This window comes from Streptomyces sp. 351MFTsu5.1, assembly GCF_000383655.1.
GTDB classification, from domain to species: Bacteria; Actinomycetota; Actinomycetes; order Streptomycetales; family Streptomycetaceae; genus Streptomyces; species Streptomyces griseorubiginosus.
On the sequence record NZ_KB911797.1, the window covers coordinates 115149 to 133254 of the forward strand.

15 protein-coding genes are annotated in these 18106 nt (G+C 72.3%); 7 read left to right on the forward strand and 8 right to left on the reverse strand.

Annotated features, from left to right (window positions below):
* Positions 1-33 precede the first annotated feature (33 nt).
* Genes H295_RS0136790 through H295_RS0136800 form a run of 3 tightly spaced genes read left to right on the forward strand, consistent with a single transcriptional unit; the run spans position 34 to position 2953 of the window.
* The gene (locus H295_RS0136790; protein WP_020140360.1) at positions 34-1602 is read left to right on the forward strand and encodes a 4-coumarate--CoA ligase family protein; all 1569 of its coding nucleotides are present in this window, start codon (positions 34-36) and stop codon (positions 1600-1602) included.
* Entirely contained in the window at positions 1599-2333 is a 735-nt protein-coding gene (locus H295_RS0136795; RefSeq protein WP_020140361.1) for an enoyl-CoA hydratase family protein, read from the forward strand. The genes H295_RS0136790 and H295_RS0136795 overlap by 4 nt, the downstream gene beginning before the upstream one ends.
* Positions 2321-2953: a TetR/AcrR family transcriptional regulator gene (locus tag H295_RS0136800; protein WP_020140362.1), complete on the forward strand. Its 633-nt coding sequence runs from the start codon at positions 2321-2323 to the stop codon at positions 2951-2953. The genes H295_RS0136795 and H295_RS0136800 overlap by 13 nt, the downstream gene beginning before the upstream one ends.
* Positions 2954-3030: 77 nt before the next feature.
* On the opposite strand, the gene H295_RS0136805 is transcribed toward H295_RS0136800, so the two are convergent.
* Positions 3031-4143, reverse strand: a complete 1113-nt coding sequence (locus H295_RS0136805) for a citrate synthase 2 (RefSeq protein WP_020140363.1) — start codon at positions 4141-4143, stop codon at positions 3031-3033.
* A 184-nt stretch (positions 4144-4327) separates the two neighbouring features.
* Here H295_RS0136805 and pdxH point away from each other — a divergent pair, with 184 nt between their 5' ends.
* Positions 4328-4957 carry a pyridoxamine 5'-phosphate oxidase gene (gene pdxH / locus H295_RS0136810; protein ID WP_051135678.1) on the forward strand — a complete coding sequence of 210 codons (630 nt, stop codon included), beginning with the start codon at positions 4328-4330 and terminating at the stop codon, positions 4955-4957.
* Positions 4958-4980: 23 nt separating this feature from the next.
* Here pdxH and H295_RS0136815 read toward each other — a convergent pair whose 3' ends face one another.
* From H295_RS0136815 to H295_RS0136825, 3 genes are all read right to left on the reverse strand, one after another.
* Positions 4981-6387, reverse strand: coding sequence for a PAS domain-containing protein (locus tag H295_RS0136815; RefSeq protein ID WP_037819970.1), 1407 nt, complete (start codon positions 6385-6387; stop codon positions 4981-4983).
* Between the two features lie 117 nt (positions 6388-6504).
* On the reverse strand, positions 6505-6963 hold the full coding sequence (locus H295_RS0136820; RefSeq protein WP_043218587.1) for a GNAT family N-acetyltransferase: 459 nt from the start codon (positions 6961-6963) through the stop codon (positions 6505-6507).
* A gap of 324 nt (positions 6964-7287) precedes the next feature.
* Entirely contained in the window at positions 7288-8064 is a 777-nt protein-coding gene (locus H295_RS0136825) for an SIS domain-containing protein (RefSeq protein ID WP_020140367.1), read from the reverse strand.
* A 250-nt stretch (positions 8065-8314) separates the two neighbouring features.
* Between H295_RS0136825 and H295_RS0136830 the strand changes: the two genes are divergently transcribed.
* Together H295_RS0136830 and H295_RS44155 are read left to right on the forward strand one after the other, a co-directional pair.
* Positions 8315-9007 (forward strand): metal-dependent transcriptional regulator, encoded by a 693-nt coding sequence (locus H295_RS0136830; protein ID WP_020140368.1) that lies wholly within the window; start codon positions 8315-8317, stop codon positions 9005-9007.
* A gap of 518 nt (positions 9008-9525) precedes the next feature.
* Positions 9526-10482: an alpha/beta fold hydrolase gene (locus tag H295_RS44155; protein ID WP_043218589.1), complete on the forward strand. Its 957-nt coding sequence runs from the start codon at positions 9526-9528 to the stop codon at positions 10480-10482.
* Positions 10483-10538: 56 nt separating this feature from the next.
* Here H295_RS44155 and H295_RS46155 read toward each other — a convergent pair whose 3' ends face one another.
* The 4 genes from H295_RS46155 to H295_RS0136855 form a co-directional block, all read right to left on the reverse strand.
* Positions 10539-13088 (reverse strand): hypothetical protein, encoded by a 2550-nt coding sequence (locus H295_RS46155; protein ID WP_158691105.1) that lies wholly within the window; start codon positions 13086-13088, stop codon positions 10539-10541.
* Between the two features lie 178 nt (positions 13089-13266).
* On the reverse strand, positions 13267-14916 hold the full coding sequence (locus tag H295_RS0136845) for a hypothetical protein (protein ID WP_020140371.1): 1650 nt from the start codon (positions 14914-14916) through the stop codon (positions 13267-13269).
* The gene (locus H295_RS0136850; protein WP_028810088.1) at positions 14913-15683 is read right to left on the reverse strand and encodes an ABC transporter ATP-binding protein; all 771 of its coding nucleotides are present in this window, start codon (positions 15681-15683) and stop codon (positions 14913-14915) included. The genes H295_RS0136845 and H295_RS0136850 overlap by 4 nt, the downstream gene beginning before the upstream one ends.
* A gap of 24 nt (positions 15684-15707) precedes the next feature.
* On the reverse strand, positions 15708-16370 hold the full coding sequence (locus H295_RS0136855; RefSeq protein ID WP_078616860.1) for a bifunctional DNA primase/polymerase: 663 nt from the start codon (positions 16368-16370) through the stop codon (positions 15708-15710).
* Positions 16371-16676: 306 nt separating this feature from the next.
* Here H295_RS0136855 and H295_RS0136860 point away from each other — a divergent pair, with 306 nt between their 5' ends.
* Positions 16677-18062 (forward strand): hypothetical protein, encoded by a 1386-nt coding sequence (locus tag H295_RS0136860; protein ID WP_020140374.1) that lies wholly within the window; start codon positions 16677-16679, stop codon positions 18060-18062.
* Positions 18063-18106: the final 44 nt, after the last annotated feature.

An 18106-nucleotide genomic window follows, 5' to 3' on the forward strand; every position in this document is an offset into this window, starting at 1 on the left:
ACCGCCCCGGCATCAGGCCGTCCTGGAGGAACCGTGTTCCGCAGCGAGTACGCAGACGTCCAGCCCGTAGAACTGCCCATCCACGAGGCCGTGCTGGCCCGCGCCGCCGAGTTCGCCGACGCGCCCGCCCTGATCGACGGCACCGACGGCACCACCCTCACGTACGGACAACTCGACGCGTTCCACCGCCGGGTCGCGGCCGGCCTCGCGGAGGCGGGCGTCGCCCAGGGGGACGTGCTCGCGCTGCACAGCCCCAACACGATCGCCTTCCCCACCGCGTTCTACGCCGCCACGCGCGCGGGTGCCTCCGTCACGACCGTGCACCCGCTGTCCACGCCCGAGGAGTTCGCCAAGCAGCTCTCCGACTCCGCCGCCCGCTGGATCGTCACCGTCTCGCCGCTCCTGGAGACCGCCCGCCGGGCCGCCGAACTCGCGGGCGGCGTACGGGAGATCTTCGTCTGCGACAGCGCCCCGGGCCACCGCTCCCTGTTCGACATGCTGGCCTCGACGGCCCCCGAGCCGCACATCGACATCGAGCCGGCGGCCGACGTGGCGGCGCTGCCGTACTCCTCGGGCACCACCGGCACCCCCAAGGGCGTGATGCTCACGCACCGGCAGATCGCCACCAACCTCGCCCAGCTCGAACCGCTGATGTCGGCGGGCCCCGAGGACCGCATCCTCGCGGTCCTGCCCTTCTTCCACATCTACGGCCTCACGGCCCTGATGAACGCGCCCCTGCGCCAGGGCGCCTCCGTCGTCGTCCTGCCCCGCTTCGACCTGGAGACCTTCCTCGCCGCCATCCAGAACCACCGCATCACCGGCCTGTACGTGGCCCCGCCGATCGTCCTCGCCCTCGCCAAGCACCCGCTGATCGAGGAGTACGACCTCTCGTCCCTGCGCTACATCGTCAGCGCCGCCGCCCCGCTGGACGCCCGTCTCGCCGCGGCCTGTTCGGCCCGGCTCGGCCTCCCGCCCGTCGGCCAGGCGTACGGCATGACCGAGCTCTCGCCCGGCACCCACGTCGTGCCCCTGTCGGCCATGCGCGAGGCACCGCCCGGGACGGTCGGCAAGCTCATACCCGGCACCGAGATGCGGATCGTCTCCCTCGACGACCCGGGCAAGGACCTCGCCGTCGGCGAACCCGGCGAGATCCTCATCCGCGGCCCGCAGGTCATGAAGGGCTACCTCGGCCGCCCCGACGACACCGCCGCGATGATCGACACCGACGGCTGGCTGCACACCGGGGACGTCGGCCATGTCGACGCCGACGGCTGGCTGTTCGTCGTCGACCGGGTCAAGGAGCTCATCAAGTACAAGGGCTTCCAGGTGGCCCCCGCCGAGCTGGAGGCCCTCCTGCTCACCCACCCCGACATCGCCGACGCGGCCGTCGTCGGCGTCTACGACGACGACGGCAACGAGGTCCCGCACGCCTACGTCGTCCGCCGGCCCACCGCCGGCGAGCTCTCCGAGAGCGAGGTCATGATGTACGTCGCCGAGCGCGTCGCCCCCTACAAACGCGTCCGCCGGGTCACCTTCATCGCCGGGGTGCCCCGCGCCGCCTCCGGCAAGATCCTCCGACGACAGCTCAGGGAACGCGCATGACCCTCGTCGCCCGCACGCGCGCGCGTGCCGTCGAGACCCTCACCCTCGACTCCCCGCACAACCGCAACGCCCTGTCGTCGGCCCTGGTGGGGGAGCTGGCCGCCGCGCTGGCGGACTGCGCCAAGGACCCCGACGTCCGCGCGGTCGTCCTCACCCACACCGGCACCACCTTCTCGGCGGGCGCCGACCTCAAGGACCCCCCGCACCCGGACGCCCTGGTGGGTCTCCTGCGCCGGATCGTCGAACTCGGCAAACCGGTCGTCGCCCGCGTCACCGGACACGTCCGCGCGGGCGGCCTCGGCCTCCTCGCCGCCTGCGACATCTCGGCCGCGTCCACGGAGTCGACGTTCGCCTTCACCGAGGTACGGATCGGGGTCGCCCCCGCGGTCATCTCCCTGACCCTGCTGCCCCGCACCGACCCCCGCGCCCTGGCCCGCCACTACCTCACCGGCGAGCGCTTCGACGCGGCCGAGGCGGCCCGCATCGGCCTGGTGACGGCGGCCGGCGACGACGTGGACGCCGTACTCGAACCCGTCCTCGACGGGTTGCGCCGGTCCGCACCCGAGGCCCTGGCGGAGACGAAACGGCTGCTCACGGCTAGGGTGCTGGAGACCTTCGACCGGGACGCGGCCGCACTGACCGCGCTCTCGGCCCGGCTGTTCGCCTCACCGCACGCGCGCGAGGGCATGACGGCCTTCCTGGAACGACGGGATCCCTCATGGACGGTGTGACGACGATCGGCGACCGGGCGGAACGCGCGCCCAAGGAGGCCAAGCAGCCCAAGCAGGACCGCAGCCGCGCGACCCGGCAGCGGCTCCTGGAGGCCGCCGTGTCCTGCCTCGCCGAACACGGCTGGGCCGGCTCCACGGTCACGGTCGTCGCCGAACGCGCCGGAGTCTCCCGAGGCGCCGCCCAGCACCACTTCCCGACGCGCGAGGACCTCTTCACGGCGGCGGTGGAATACGTCGCGGAGGAACGCTCGACGGCCCTGCGCGCCCTGTTCCCGCAGGGCGCGGCGGACGACCGCCGAGCGGTGATCTCCGCCCTCGTCGACCTCTACACCGGCCCCCTCTTCCGAGCCGCCCTCCACCTCTGGGTGGCAGCCTCCAACGAGGAGCAACTGCGCCCACAGGTGACGGAGTTGGAGGGGAGGGTGGGCCGGGAGACCCACCGGATCGCCGTAGAGCTACTGGGCGCGGACGAGTCCAGGCCAGGCGTCCGGGAAACGGTCCAGGGCCTCCTGGACATGGCGAGGGGCCTGGGCCTGGCGAATCTCCTCACGGACGACAAGACCAGGCGCGACAGAGTGGTCACTCAGTGGACAGCACTGCTGAACGAGGCCCTGCGGTAGGTCTGTTAAGGGGCGCGGGGAACTGCGCGACAGGTCACGAAATGCCCGCAGTCGCCCACAAGCCTCAGGCACCCCCTTCAGCGGGCGATCCCTCCATACCCCTCGATGTCCCGAGGACTCCGCGCAGCCGGCCCCACATACCGCGCAGAAGGCCGCACAAGCCGCCCCGTCCGCTTCTGCTCAAGAATGTGCGCCGACCACCCCGCCGTCCGCGCACACGTGAACATCGACGTGAACATGTGCGCCGGCACCTCCGCGAAGTCGAGCACGATCGCCGCCCAGAACTCCACGTTCGTGGCCAGCACCCGGTCCGGTCGCCGCGCGTGCAGCTCCGCCAGCGCCGCCTTCTCCAGCGCCTCGGCCACCTCGAACCGCGGCGCCCCCAGCTCACGGGCCGTACGGCGCAGTACCCGCGCGCGCGGGTCCTCGGCCCGGTACACCCGGTGCCCGAACCCCATCAGCCGCTCACCGCGGTCCAGCGCCTGCTTGACCCACGCCTCCGCGTCCCCGGTCCGCTCGATCTCCTCGATCATCCCGAGCACCCGGGAGGGCGCACCGCCGTGCAGCGGCCCGGACATGGCACCGACGGCCCCGGAGAGGGCGGCGGCCACGTCCGCGCCGGTGGAGGCGATCACGCGCGCGGTGAAGGTGGACGCGTTCATGCCGTGCTCGGCGGCCGAGGTCCAGTAGGCGTCGACGGCCGCGACGTGCTTGGGGTCCGGCTCCCCGCGCCAGCGGATCATGAACCGCTCGACGACGGACTGCGCCTTGTCGATCTCCCGCTGCGGCACCATCGGCAGCCCCTGCCCGCGCGCCGACTGGGCCACGTAGGAGAGGGCCATCACGGCGGCCCGGGCGAGGTCCGCCCGCGCCTGCTCGGCGTCGATGTCGAGCAGCGGCTTCAGCCCCCACACCGGGGCCAGCATGGCGAGCGCCGACTGGACGTCCACGCGGATGTCCCCGGAGTGCACCGGGATCGGGAACGGCTCGGCGGGCGGCAGACCCGGGTTGAAGGCGCCGTCGACCAGGAGTCCCCAGACGTTGCCGAAGGAGACATGGCCGACCAGATCCTCGATGTCGACGCCCCGGTACCGCAGCGCGCCGCCCTCCTTGTCGGGTTCGGCGATCTCCGTCTCGAACGCGACGACTCCTTCGAGGCCAGGGACAAAGCCGGGGTCGAGGTCGGACATCAGGCGGCTCCTCATGATGCGTACGACGAATGACGCCACGATAACTCCGAGTGTCACCTTTGGGGAGTCATGCGGCACTCAGTGCCACCAACAGTCGGTGCCGCCCTCGGTGCGGGAGCCGTCCGTACGGCAAGATGACCGCGTGACCGACGCAGCACACGCCGTCTTCCCGGACCCCGCCTCCATGCGCGAGCAGTACCGCGCGGAGGGCCTCGCCGAGACCGACCTGGCCGCGACCCCCGTCGAACAGTTCGCCCGCTGGTTCAAACAGGCGGCCACCGAGGCGCACCTCTTCGAACCGAACGCCATGGTCGTCTCCACCGCGGACGCCCAGGGCCGCCCCAGCTCCCGCACGGTGCTCCTGAAGCAGTTCGACGAACAGGGCTTCGTCTTCTTCACCAACTACGACTCCCGCAAGGCACGCGACCTCGCGCAGAACCCCTACGTCAGCCTGCTCTTCCCGTGGCACCCCATGGCCCGCCAGGTCATCGTCACCGGCGTGGCCCGCCGCACCGGCCGCGACGAGACCGCCGCGTACTTCCGCACCCGCCCGCACGGCTCCCAGCTCGGCGCCTGGGCCAGCGCCCAGTCCTCGGTCATCGAGACGCGCGAACAGGTCGACACCGCCTACGCCGACCTCGCCGCCCGCTACCCCGAGGGCGAGCAGGTCCCGGTTCCGCCGCACTGGGGCGGCTTCCGGGTGGCTCCGGAGACGGTCGAGTTCTGGCAGGGCCGCGAGAACCGCCTCCACGACCGACTGCGGTACGTGGCGGAGCCGGGCGGCGGCTGGCGGGTGGAGCGACTCAGCCCCTGAGCCTCCGGCCCCTCCGGGCCCCTTCAGGCGCGCCCGACCACCCCGCCCAGGTCCAGCGCGGAAGCGATCCGTACCGCCACGTCCTCCGCGTACACCGCGTCGCTCCGCTCGAACTGGCCCCGTCCCGCACCCCGAAGGAACGTCACGACCCCCAGCGTGCGCCCCCGGCTGCGCAGCACCGCGCACAGCGCGTGCACCACGTCCGAGGGCCACTGGCGGGCCTCGGCCCACTCCCGGGCCCGGTCCGCCGGCACCGACCCGACGCTCGCCCGCACCGAACCGATGCGGTCCACGCACTGCAACGCCGGATGCCCCTCGCCATAGCGCACGGGCAGCCCGGACGCGCCCGAGAGCAGACTCGGCCCCGGCGCCCCGGAGGGCGTGGAGGCCACCCGCACCAGCCGCACCGGGCCCGTCTCCTCGCCGTCGGCCACCGCATCGCCGGCCACCCGGTCGACCAGCGCGTGGTCGGCGAACCCGGCCAGCGCGAAGTCCAGGTGCACGACCGCCGCCTCGGCCGGGTCCTCGCACTCCGCCGCCGCCCGGGCCGCCCGGTGCAGCTGGTTCGTCCGGAACCGCAGCAGGGACGCCTCCTGCTCGCTCTGCTTGGCCTCGGTCACGTCGTTGAACAGCCAGCCCACACCCAACGGGACGGGCTCCTCCGCGAGCGGCGAGGCCAGCCGTACGAACCCGCAGCGCCAGCAGCGCCGCCGCTCGCCGTCCGGGGTCCGCACCGCGACCCAGATCTCGGCCGGTGCGGGCGGGGCGCCCTCGGCCAGCACATGCGTGAGCGCGCTCTCCAGCTCCTCCACGCCCTGCGCGAGCAGCTCCCCGAGGGGCCGCCCCAGCACGGACGTACGGCCGACCCCGAGGGACCGGGCCGCGTGTGCGTTCACCACGGCGGGCCGCAGATCGGCGTCGACCAGCACGACACCCCAGGACGCGTCCTCGAAGAGGGCCTCGCTCAGCGCGATGGACCGCTCCAGGTCGATCTGCGTGTGCACCTCGCTGAAGGCGCAGTACACCCCGGCGGGCTTGCCGTCCGGCCCCCGCACGGCCGCGGACTGGGTCCGCACCAGCACCCGGCCGCCGTCCTTGGTCAGCAGCGCGAACTCGTGCACCTGACGGCCGGGCGCCTGCATGGCGGACATCAGCCGCCCCTCGACCTCCTCGGCGTCCGCCGGCCGTACGGCCCACCCCGCGAACCCGTGCCGCCCCACCGCCTCGGCGGCGCTCCAGCCGAGGATGCGCTCGGCCTCACGGTTCCAGTGGGTGACGACGCCGTCCGCGTCGAAGGCGCACAGGGCCGCGTCCATGCCGTCCAGGAGCGCGGCGAGCAGATCAGAACCGCCCGAGCCGTCCTGGCCCTCCGGGCCGGGTCCGTCGGGACCCAGCTCGTCGGTGGTCCCACTACGCCGGGAAGCACTCACCTGGACCCCCTGCCAGCCGCTCACTAACAATCAATTCAACTCGAACGTGACGCAGCACACACCGGGTTCCCGCAAGATTGAGAGAATCGTTGTACGCCGGAAACGTGCCGAATCCCCCTAAGCAGCCCACCTGTGCGGCTCCAGCCGCAGGTCGACCCACTCGTCGCTCCCGCCGTCCAGCACATACCGGTCGACCTCGACGAACCCGCGCGCCCGCGCGAACCGGGTGCCGTCCTCGTTGACGGCGAGCACGCACGTCTCGATCACCCGGGCGCCGAGCACACGCGCATGATCAAGACCCTTCTCGTAGAGGGCGGTCCCGAAACCCCGCCCCCGGAAATCGGGCAGCACGCGCGCGATGACGGTCGCGACGGCGTCGTCCCCCTGCGGTGGCCGCACGGTGGAACACCCCACGAGCGTGTCCCCGGCATAAGCGTTCTCCAGCCGATTACGCCCGACCCGCTCCCGCACCTCCTCGATCCCCATGGCAGCGGGCGGAACGATCACGTTGTGCACGAACCGCCACTCCTCGGCCATCACGTCCCCGACGACGGGCTCGATCCGCAGGTCAGCCATGGGTCCCCTCCACACGTCCGTGTCGATCAGCAACGCCATCCTAAAAACGGTTGATCGGCGGCCGATCGCTTCCTAGTGTGTGCCTCACGCCGAAAGGAGGTGATCGGGTACATGAGTGAAACCCGGACGCGCGAGGTGGCTGCGGGCTAGCGGCCTGCCACCACATTCAGTGCGGTGCCGGACCAGCGTGTACGTGATGCACGCAGCCGGCCAATTCAACGCAGTCACCCGACCCGCGAGCTCGCCGGTAACGTCCGGCCGGCTCCCCCGCCTCAGGGCGGAGGGACCCGAGCTCGCGGGTCGTCTGCGTTTTCCCGCGGGTGCCTACTGCCGGTAGAAGATCCGGTCCCCGTACTCCTCGAAGACCCGGTCGTTCCACTCCAGGCCGCCGTCCACGTTGCCCGAGCGCAGCAGCGGGGGGTCGATGCCGCGGGCCGTGAGGGCGGCTGCCGTCGTGGCCATGACCGCCTGGAGCAGGGCCGAGGTCACCACCGTGGAGGCCGGGGCGAAGGGGGCCGGGACGGCGTCCAGGGTGAGTTCCGCGTCGCCGACCGAGATCTTGGAGTCGAGGACGACGTCGCAGTGGTCCTTGAGGAAGGTGCCCGAGCTGTGGCGGGGCTTCGTCGCGGTGGTGTAGGCGAGAGACGTGACGCCGATGACCTTCACGCCGAGGGAGCGCGCGGTCAGGGCCATCTCCACCGGGAGCGCGTTGCGGCCGGACAGGGAGATGATCACCAGGGCGTCCCCCGCGCGGAGCGGGGAGCAGTCCAGGACCGCGCTCGCGAGGCCGTCCACCCGTTCCAGCGCGGAGCCGAGCGTGGCGGGCATGACGTCGACGCCCACCACTCCCGGCACGGTCAGCAGGTTCATGAGGGCGAGCCCGCCGGCCCGGTAGACCAGGTCCTGCGCGGCGAGCGAGGAGTGGCCCGCGCCGAAGGCGAAGAGGCGGCCTCCGGCGGCGACGGTGTCGGCGAGGAGCTCACCGGCGGCCGCGACGGACTCGCCCTCCTCGTCCCGGACCCGTTCCAGGAGTCCGATCGCGGCGTCGAAGAACTGTCCGGACAGTGTGCCGTGGCCGCCCGCGGAGCCCGTGCCGCCCATGCCTCATCCACCCTTCGTCGCTGTGTCGCGGATCACCGTGCGGTCTGGACCAGTGGGATGTCAATACGGCCGCGTGCGATGGCGGCACGGCCGCGATCCCGTTCGTCGGCAGGGGCGCGATCCCGTTCGCCGCGGCCCGGTCTCAACGGCGCGGCACGCTTGTCAGTGGTATCCGGCAGAATTGAGGCCAGGGCCAGCGCACGCGCCGGAAAGCTGTCGTGCTTCCGGCAGATCTCATCGAGGGGCACGTATGTCCGGACTGATCGACACCACGGAGATGTATCTCCGCACCATCCTCGAGCTGGAGGAGGAAGGTGTGGTCCCCATGCGCGCCCGGATCGCCGAGCGGCTGGACCAGAGCGGGCCCACGGTCAGCCAGACCGTGGCGCGGATGGAGCGTGACGGCCTGGTGTCCGTCGCCACCGACCGGCACCTGGAGCTGACGGACGAGGGCCGCCGGCTGGCCACCCGCGTGATGCGCAAGCACCGCCTCGCGGAGTGTCTGCTGGTCGACGTGATCGGCCTGGAGTGGGAGCAGGTCCACGCGGAGGCGTGTCGCTGGGAGCACGTGATGAGCGAGGCGGTGGAGCGCCGGGTGCTGGAGCTGCTGCGCCACCCGACCGAGTCGCCGTACGGCAACCCGATCCCGGGCCTGGAGGAGCTGGGCGAGAAGGACGGCGCCGACCCCTTCCTGGACGAGGGCATGGTCTCGCTGGCCGAGCTGGACCCGGGTGCCGACGGCAAGACGGTCGTCGTACGGCGGATCGGCGAGCCCATCCAGACGGACGCGCAGCTGATGTACACGCTGCGCCGCGCGGGTGTGCAGCCCGGTTCGGTGGTGAGCGTGACGGAGTCGGCGGGCGGGGTGCTGGTGGGCAGCGGCGGGGAGGCGGCCGAGCTGGAGTCGGACGTTGCCTCGCATGTGTTCGTGGCCAAGCGCTGAGCTGTCTCAACTTCCGGGTTCTGCCGGGTAGTTGTCGTCCAGGTCGTGGTCCTCTCCGGACCGGGGCCCGGCGCCGTCCGGGGTCTCGTCGATCCGGGATTCACTGTGCGGAATCGCAGCGCTTCGACGCTTCCCGTGCGAGGCTGTCGCGTGAGGCATATGACCTGAGGGGGCGGGCGGATGTGCCGTAGACGTGGGGATGGCCCCGGCACCTTGCGGCGCCGGGGCCTGTCCTCCCCTGTGCTGACCCGGAGCCCCGAGCTCCCAGGGTCATTCCCCTCGGACCGATGTCCCCGAGCGGTCCGCCTCCCGCTGCAAATCTCCCCTCGGCCGCGGCGATCATTCCTTGGGTGCGGTCACTCGAACGAGGGGTGTTGCCGCGCGAGAACCCATTTTCGAATATGTATTCGATAGTCTGCGGGTGACGGGGCGCGCGTGACGCGCGCTGCACAGATGTACGACAGAACAGCGGCGGACAGGACAGACACCACAGGCACGGCAGGCCAAGGGGGGTGCCGATGGCGCGGCGCATCGACGTGACCGGGGCGGGCGGCGTACGTCTCGCCGCCTGGGAGTTCGGTGATCCTCCCAAGAGCGATCCGACGGACCCGGCCGACCCGACGGACCCGGCCGACCCGGCGAAGGCCGCCTCCCCGCCCCCGGAGAAACGATCACCCGGGGTCCTCTTACTCCACGGCCTGATGGGCCGTGCCTCCCACTGGGCCTCCACCGCCCGCTGGCTCTCCGAGCGGTACCGGGCCGTCGCGCTCGACCAGCGCGGTCACGGCCGGAGCGACAAGCCCCCTCGGGCCGCCTTCACCCGCGACGCGTACGTCGAGGACGCCGAGGCCGCCCTCGAACAGCTCGACCTCGCCCCCGTCGTCCTCATCGGCCACGCCATGGGCGCCCTGACCGCCTGGCAGCTCGCCGCCCGCCGCCCCGACCTGGTCCGCGGAGTGATCATCTGCGACATGCGGGCCTCCGCCCTCGGCGCCGCCTCGCAGCGGGAGTGGGGCGAGTGGTTCAAGGCCTGGCCGGTCCCCTTCGCCACCCTCGCCGACGTACGCAAGTGGTTCGGCGAGGACGACCCCTGGGTCGAGCGGCCCAACCCGGCGCGCGGCGAGTTCTACGCCGAGGTGATGGCCGAGTCCCCGGACGGCTGGCGCCCCGTCTTCGAACCCGAGCAGATGCTCCAGTCCCGCGAGACCTGGGTCTACGACGCCCACTGGGAGGAACTCGCCCAGGTCAGGTGCCCCACCCTGGTCGTCCGCGGCCTGGACGGCGAACTGGGCCGCGCCGAGGCCCAGGAAATGGTCCGCGTCCTGCCCCGCGGCCGGTACGCCGAGGTCGCCGACGCCGGCCACCTCGTCCACTACGACCAGCCGGAGGCCTGGCGGGCCGCGATAGAGCCGTTCCTCGACGGACTGGACGGAATGGACGGGCTGGAAGGTCTGGACGGCGGGAACGACGGCTGACGTGCCGCGACACCCCCGGCGGACGGTGAACGAGGTCCGCCGGGGGCCGGAGAGGGTCAGCGCACGTCGACGTAGTCGCCGCCGGCCGTGGCGGTCGCGGTCGTGGTGCTGCCCGCGAAGCTGTAGCGCCAGTAGCCGTCGGTGGTGGCCTTGACCGTGGTCTTCAGGTTCCCGGTGCTGTTCGTCGTGACCGTCTTCACGGTCGCGTACGTGCTCGCGCCCTTCTTGCGGAACTGCAGCCGGACCTTCTGACCCGCGTACCCGTGGAAGCCGCCGAGGGTCTCCCAGTCGGCCCGGGAGAGCTTCCCGGTGACGGTGAGGGTCTTGTTCTTCGCGACGGGCTCCGGCGCGGCGTTGACCGTGAGGGCCGCGTCCCGCAGCAGCGGCACGGACTTCACCGCGTGCCGGTCGGTGAACCCCCTGCCGTCCGCGGACTCCGCCCAGGCGGCCGTGTTCCAGGTGCCCGCCAGGGCGTTGCGCCCGAAGTTCCAGCGGGGCTGGACGTAGGCGAACTGAGCCGTGCAGGTCGCCGTGGTCGCGTCGACCTTGGTGCAGGACGCGGGCCAGCTGCCGTAGAGAACCGCGCTCGGGGCGTCGTAGGACCCCTTGTACAGGTACATGTCGCCGCCCGCGATGCCGGACGGATCGGTCGCGGTGAACTGCGCCGTGAAGTCCTGGAGCGGCTGGTCGTCGAGCCGGACCGGCTTGCCGCCGTTGACGACGACGCCCGAGATCCGGGTCGAGCCGGCCGTCTCGTCGCCCAGCCGGGCGGGGCCGGCGAAGGCCCGCACCAGGGTGCGGCTGAGGCTGCCGCCCAGGTCGTCGACGGCGGTGACGCGCAGGGTGACGTAGGCGGCGTCGGCCGTGACGGTGTACGGCGCCGAACCGTCCGCCGCGAGCGGCAGGTCGGTCCACGTCGTGCCGTCGTCGGTCGAGGCGGCGAGGCCCGTCACGCGCGTGTGCGCGCTGTCCGCGTCGGCGTTGCGGGTGGCCGCAGTCGCGGTGACCTGCACGGTCCCGGCGGCGGCCCGGCCCGAGCCGTCGAGGCCCGAGACCCTCACCCGGGCGTCTATCAGCGGCAGCACCCGCCCGGAGACCCCCGTCGAGGTGCTGCTGGAGCGGAACGTCCAGGTGTTGCGCACGTCCGTGGCCAGTCGCGCGTACGGCACCCGGCGGTGCGTGGTCTGCTCCAGGGTGTACGACTGCTCCCGGGACGGCAGGGCCGAGGAGGTCAGCGAGTGGTACGCGTCGATGCCGGAACCGTCGGCGTAGACCACGCCGTCCGCGCCGGTCACCCGGTACGAGGAGAGGGCGCGGCCGTCGGCCCCCTGGTGCCCGTCGGCGTCGCCGAAGCCGCTGCCCTCGTCCAGGGAGAACCGGTGGTTGTAGAGCTGTGAGCCGGTGCCCTCGCCGAGGACGGGCTGGAACGGGGCCGCGCCCAGCGTCTCGCCCGGGCCGGTGCCGGCGGGCAGGGTGCGGGCGGCCAGGTTGAGGTACTGGTCGAAGGTGCCGTAGTCCAGGATCCGGCCGTACTCGACGCCCGGGGTGACGTACTCCGTGACCGAACCGGCCACCGGCACGGCGGTGCCGACGTAGACGCCGGTCCACTCGCCGAAGTTCGGCACCGACTGGAGGAAGGCGGTGGTCCGGGTGCCCGGGGCGCGGACCTGGGTGACGGTCCTGGCCAGGGACGCCGTGGTGACGTTCTTGACCGGTGAGGAGGGCACGGTGTTCTTGAAGCTGTGGGTGAGGTCGTAGCGGTAGGGGCTCGGGGCGCTCGCCGAGGAACCCTTCCTCGCCAGGACGTCGTGGATGCGCAGCGAGACGCCCGGCACGGTGAACGGCGTGACGTACACCTTGGCGTCGCCGTCACCCGCGAAGCCCGCGAGGTCACCGCCCGGCACGCTCAGCCAGACCGCGGCCGACTGCCGGGTGGCGGTGGTGTCGTCGGTGCGGATGCCGGTCTCCTTGGCCGCCCGCTCGTCGAAGGACACCGTCTTCGCGGCCGAGCCGACCGTGAAGGACTGCGCGAGCAGGTAGCTCGGCTGCTGCCAGTCGACATGCAGCGCCACGGCGAAGTAGTCGCCCGGCGGCAGCTTCACGGTGGACGTCGGCCCGCGCCCGTCGCTGTTGACGGGGTACGACGTCCAGGTCCTGCGGTCCCAGACGTAGAACAGCTTGGTCGCCACGTAGTCCGCGTGCGTGATCGTCAGCTTGACGGAGTACTCGGCCGCGGTCGCGGCCGTCGAAGCGGTGGCGGTGGTGGTGGCAGCGGTGGCGGTGGCCGGCTTCAGCGCGAGGCTCGCCGGCTCCCGGTCCGTCGCGCGCTCGGCGCTGGGCCGCACGGAGACCCGGCCGTCGAGCGACGCGACCGAGTAGCGGGTCCGCTCCGCGCGGTCCGCAGCGGTGATGTGCAGGTTCCGGCCGCCGATCAGGCCGACGCGGTCGCCGTTGCCCAACTCGACGCCTTCAGCGGCCGGTTGAGCGCGGACCGTCCCCGTGCCGGCTTTCACCGGAGCCGCCCCGGCCGACGGTGCGAGCAGCACGGACGCGGTCAGTACCGCCCCGCACAGCCCCGCCCCGACGGATCTTCGAACACCGTGCATGAATAAGCCCCCTTGCCCCTGATCCCCTGATCCCCCGGTCCGGCGATCCCCTGATCCCCGTCGCGACCTCCCGGTCAACACCTCACAGGAGTCGCACAGTGCACTCTAGACAAGGGGTCTGACACCGGCCCCGGCCACCCCGCCCCGGCCATCCCGCCCCGGGTGGCCCTCCGACTCGTCAGCCCTTGCTGACCGCAGTAAGGATCTCCGGCAGCTGCCGTGCCGTTCGTGGTGCCGCCAGGCGCAGGCCCGCGACGGTGATCAGCCCGCCGTACACCGCCCCCGTCGGCAGCAGCACCCAGCTCCACTCGTCGCCGCCCGCACTGACGTTGGCCCAGATCGCCAGGGCGATCACCGGTGCGCACAGCAGCGTGGCCGAGACCATGCCGCCGACCACGGCCGCCGCGGCGAGCCCCGACTGTCCCGGGGCCACGTTCTTGTAGCCCTCCTGCGGAATCGAGTAGGGGAACCGCGCCGACGTCCACGCCCCGGTCGCCAGCATCGCCCCGAGCAGCGCGAAGGACATGCCGAGCACCTCGGGCAGCTTCGGCCAGTCACCGATCATCGCGGTCGTCACCACGGTGACGAGAGTGGCGTACGGCAGTGTGATCACCAGCAGTGCCAGTGCCCGCGCGCGCAGCTCGACGTAGGCGTCGCGCGTGGAGGAGATGGTGAGCGCGACCATCCAGAACGCCGAGGTGTCCTGCCCGAACTGGTTGTACATCTGCACGCCGAGCATCCCGGCGGCGAAGCAGGAGAAGTAGATCGACCCGGTGCCCTGCACCGCGTTGAACACCGGCACGATCAGTCCGATGGCCAGGGAGGTGACCCACGCGGCCTTGGTCTTGGGGTCGCGCCACACATAGCGCAGGCTGCGTTCCATCACGGTGCCGGTGCGCCCGCCGGGCAGCAGTCGCGCGAGCCCGGTCGAGTTCCGCTCCTTGGCGGCCCCGCCGGCGGACGGCAGGGTGGAGCCGTCGGGTGAGGTCATCAGCCGGGTGAGGTGACGCGACCAGAGGGCGAGCAGACCCGCCAACGCGGCCACCGACAGGGCGAGTTGCAGGACGGCGGTGCCGTACGACCCCTCGCTCGCCGAGTCGACCGCGCTGATCGCCGAGGCGGGCGGGATCCAGCCCAGCACCTCGGCCGGTCCGTCCAGCTGCCCGAGGCCGCCCGAACCGAGGCGCTGGGCACCGAAGTTGACCACCTGCGCGCCGATGGCGACGACCAGTCCGCTCAGCACCGCCAGATCGCGGCCCTTGCGACTGCTCAGCAGCCGGAGGTTGGCCGCGGCGACCGCCCGCGCGAGGGCCACGCACACCAGCAGCGCGAGCGGCACGGCGACCACGGAGAGGACGTACGCGGGGCCGCCGTGCGCGACGGCGACCACCGAGCCGACGAGCAGGCAGAGCGTGAACACGGGCCCGATGCCGACCAGCGAGGCCACCAGCAGCGCCCGCACCAGGGGCCGGGGCCGCAGCGGCAGCATCACCAGGCGGGTGGGGTCGAGGGTCTCGTCGCCGCCGGGGAAGAACAGCGGCATCACGGCCCAGCCGGCCGCGAGGACGGCGACCAGCGGGACGGCGACGGACTCCGCGTGCTCGTTGCCGCGCAGCGCGACCAGTCCGAGCAGCTGGAGGGCCGAGAAGAGCAGCACGGCGACGGCCGAGCCGATGTAGGCGGCCCGCCGCCCGCCGGACTGCCGCAGACCGTTGCGCAGCAGGGACAGCTTCAGCCGTACGACGACCGGGGTGACGTCCTGCGCCACCGGGCCCGGAAGCGAGCCCGGTGCGACCCCGGCCGGAGAGGGAGAGTCGGCCGCCGTCATCGGGCCCCGCCGCCCAGCCAGTCGAGGTTCGCCCCGGCGTCCTGCCCCTGCGCGCCCACGAGTTCGAGGAACGCCCGCTGGAGGGAGGGCGCGGCACCGCGCACCTCGTCGAGCGGACCGTGGGCGCGGATGCGGCCGGCGGCCATGACGGCGACCCAGTCGCACAGGGACTCCACGAGCTCCATCACGTGCGAGGAGAAGACGACGGTGGCGCCGGAGCCGGTGTACCGCTCCAGCACTCCGCGAATGGTCTGCGCCGAGACCGGGTCGACCCCCTCGAAGGGCTCGTCGAGGAACAGCACTTCGGGATTGTGGAGCAGGGCGGCCGCGAGCCCGATCTTCTTCCGCATCCCGGTCGAGTAGTCGACGACCAGCTTGTGCTGGGCCCCCGCGAGGTCCAGCACGTCGAGCAGTTGCGAGGCCCGCCGGTCGACCTCGCCCCCGGGCAGGCCCCGCAACCGCCCGGAGTAGGCGAGCAGTTCCCGCCCGGAGAGCCGCTCGAACAGCCGCAGTCCCTCGGGCAGCACCCCGATCCGGGCCTTCACCGCCACGGGGTCCTGCCACACGTCGTGCCCGACGACGGTGACGGACCCCTGATCGGGCCGCAGCAGCCCGGTCACCATGGAGAGAGTCGTGGTCTTCCCGGCCCCGTTGGGTCCGACGAGCCCGATGAACTTCCCGGCGGGAAGCTCCAGATCAATCCCGGCAACGGCAACCTGCTGCCCGAACCGCTTCCAGAGTCCCCGCACACTCACAGCCGACGTCATGAACGCCCACTCTAGGCGCGCACCTCACCTGTCCCGACCGCACGCGTAGGCGAGCGGGGAGATCAGCTCCTCGGCGTCCGGCAGCCAGCGGTTCGCGGCGGTGGGACGGCAGGCCCACTGCACGGCCCCGGAAGAGCCGTACCGGGTCGGGGGAGCGGCGACGAACGACCCCTCGCCCAGCACCACGAGGTCCAGGGACGAGGGGGCCCACCCGAGCCGGCGCACGAGGTCCGGGACCTTCGCCGTCGCGCCCGGCAGCACGAAGAAGTGCATCCGGCGGTCGGGCGTCAGCGTCACGGGGCCGAGGGTCAGTTCCATGCGCTCCATGCGGGCCAGCGCGAGGAAGCCGGCCGTGTCCCGGACGGAGATCGCGTCGAAGGTCCGCCCCGTCGGCAGCAGGATCGACGCCGTCGGCTGCTTCTGCCACATCCGGCGCGCGACGGTCGCACTGCCCGTGGCCTGCGTCGCCCAGTCCTCCCGCGCGGGGTGCGCCCCGGGGGCGGCGCACGCGGTGTCACCGCAGGAGCAGCGCTGCACCCCTTCGACTGCTTCCAGCCAGGTGCCGGGAAAGACGTCCCAGTGGCGCTCCTCGGCGTATCGTACGGCTGTCTCCAGCAGCGATTCCCCGCGCTGCTTCGGAATCTGAGCGGCCTCGGGGCCCGCGATCGTCTCTTCCACGCTCAACACAACTCCCGCGCCCACCTCGGGTTACGGCTGTAGCGCGCGCGGGGGAGGAGCATTGATTCGGCATCTGGGGCGCATGGATGCACGTGTGGGGGCGCGCGGGAGGGGCCGGGGCGTGAGCTGGGTAGCCACGAACGGGGCAGGCTTCCGCCTTTACCCCGGCAATCCTCGCATGCCTCGCATTTTAGCTGTCTCCGCGGGGCATTGATCTTCACGGCCGGATCTTTTCGTTCACACCGACGGGGTCCGGGAGTGGAAGACACGTCAACTCGGTGCGTGGGCAGGCACCGCAGCCACAGGGGGTACGCCATGGCCGCAAGGCCACTTGTCGCGCGGCAGCCGAACGAACGGCTGCAAGCGCTCATCCAGGAGGCGGGGTGCTCGAACGCCGGGCTCGCCCGCCGGGTCAACATGTGCGGCGCCGAGCACGGCCTCGACCTGCGCTACGACAAGACGTCCGTGGCCCGTTGGCTACGGGGACAGCAGCCGCGGGGCAGGGCGCCCGCGATCATCGCGGAGGCGCTCGGGCGCAAGCTCGGCCGTACGGTCACGATCGACGAGATCGGCATGGCCAACGGCAAGAACCTCGCCTCCGGTGTCGGCCTCCAGTTCTCGCCGACGGTACTGGGCGCCATCGAGCAGGTGTGTGAGCTGTGGCGCAGTGACGTGGGGCGACGGGACTTCCTGTCCGGCTCCTCGGTCGCCGCGTCCGCGCTGGTCGAGCCGAGCCGGGACTGGCTGATCTCCTCGCCCGACTCGCAGGTGGCACGGCAGGCGGGCCCGCGCGTGGGCCAGTCCGACGTGGCGGCCGTGCGGGCGATGACCCAGGCCCTGGTCGACCTCGACCACCAGTACGGCAGCGGGCATGTCCGCCCGGTCGTCGTGCACTACCTCAACAGCGTGGTCTCCGGGCTGCTCGCGGGGTCGTACCGGGAGGCCGTCGGGCGCGACCTGTTCGCCGCGGTGGCCCGACTGACCGAGCTCGCCGGGTACATGGCGATCGACACCGGTCAACCGGGCCTGGCCCAGCGGTACTACATCCAGGCGCTGCGGCTCGCGCAGGCGGCCGGTGACCGCGGATACGGCGGCTATGTGCTCGCCGCGTCCATGAGCCACCTCGCCGCACAGCTCGGGAACCCGCGCGAGATCGCCCAGTTGGCGCGGGCGGCGCAGGAAGGGGCGCGGGGCCGGGTGACACCGCGCGCGGAGGCCATGTTCCTCGCGGCGGAGGCGCGCGGGCACGCGCTCATGGGCGACGTGCGCGCCACCCAGGCGGCGTCGGCGCGGGCCGTGACCGCGCTGGAGGCGGCGGATCCGTCCTCGGGCGACGACCCGGCGTGGATCGCGCACTTCGACGAGGCCTATCTGGCCGACGAGTTGGCGCACTGCCACCGTGACCTCGGTCAGGCCGACGCGGCGGCCCGGTGCGCCCAGGAGTCCCTGGACGGGCTGCCCGAGAACAAGGCGCGCCGCAGGGCGATCGGTTACGTGCTGCTCGCCACCGCGCAGGTGCAGCAGCGCGAGATCGAGCAGGCCTGCAACACCGGCCTGAAAGCGGTGGAGTTGCTGGAGACCGTCCGCTCCAACCGGGGCGCGGAGTACCTCGACGACTTCCAGCAGCGCCTGGAGCCGTTCCGGGACGAGGCCGTCGTCAGGGAGTTCGGGGCCCGGCTCGACCTTCAGGCGGCCGCATAGGGGGCGACTACAGCGGTCAAGGGCCCGGAATCGTCACGCGATCA

What these genes read in the sequence shown, in the direction of transcription:
- H295_RS0136795 (WP_020140361.1), top strand. Translation starts at nt 1,599, where the DNA reads ATGACCCTCGTCGCCCGCACGCGCGCGCGTGCCGTCGAGACCCTCACC.
- H295_RS0136800 (WP_020140362.1), top strand. Translation starts at nt 2,321, where the DNA reads ATGGACGGTGTGACGACGATCGGCGACCGGGCGGAACGCGCGCCCAAG.
- H295_RS0136805 (WP_020140363.1), bottom strand. Translation starts at nt 4,143, where the DNA reads ATGTCCGACCTCGACCCCGGCTTTGTCCCTGGCCTCGAAGGAGTCGTC.
- pdxH (WP_051135678.1), top strand. Translation starts at nt 4,328, where the DNA reads ATGCGCGAGCAGTACCGCGCGGAGGGCCTCGCCGAGACCGACCTGGCC.
- H295_RS0136820 (WP_043218587.1), bottom strand. Translation starts at nt 6,963, where the DNA reads ATGGCTGACCTGCGGATCGAGCCCGTCGTCGGGGACGTGATGGCCGAG.
- H295_RS0136825 (WP_020140367.1), bottom strand. Translation starts at nt 8,064, where the DNA reads ATGGGCGGCACGGGCTCCGCGGGCGGCCACGGCACACTGTCCGGACAG.
- H295_RS0136830 (WP_020140368.1), top strand. Translation starts at nt 8,315, where the DNA reads ATGTCCGGACTGATCGACACCACGGAGATGTATCTCCGCACCATCCTC.
- H295_RS44155 (WP_043218589.1), top strand. Translation starts at nt 9,526, where the DNA reads ATGGCGCGGCGCATCGACGTGACCGGGGCGGGCGGCGTACGTCTCGCC.
- H295_RS46155 (WP_158691105.1), bottom strand. Translation starts at nt 13,088, where the DNA reads ATGCACGGTGTTCGAAGATCCGTCGGGGCGGGGCTGTGCGGGGCGGTA.
- H295_RS0136845 (WP_020140371.1), bottom strand. Translation starts at nt 14,916, where the DNA reads ATGACGGCGGCCGACTCTCCCTCTCCGGCCGGGGTCGCACCGGGCTCG.
- H295_RS0136850 (WP_028810088.1), bottom strand. Translation starts at nt 15,683, where the DNA reads ATGACGTCGGCTGTGAGTGTGCGGGGACTCTGGAAGCGGTTCGGGCAG.
- H295_RS0136860 (WP_020140374.1), top strand. Translation starts at nt 16,677, where the DNA reads ATGGCCGCAAGGCCACTTGTCGCGCGGCAGCCGAACGAACGGCTGCAA.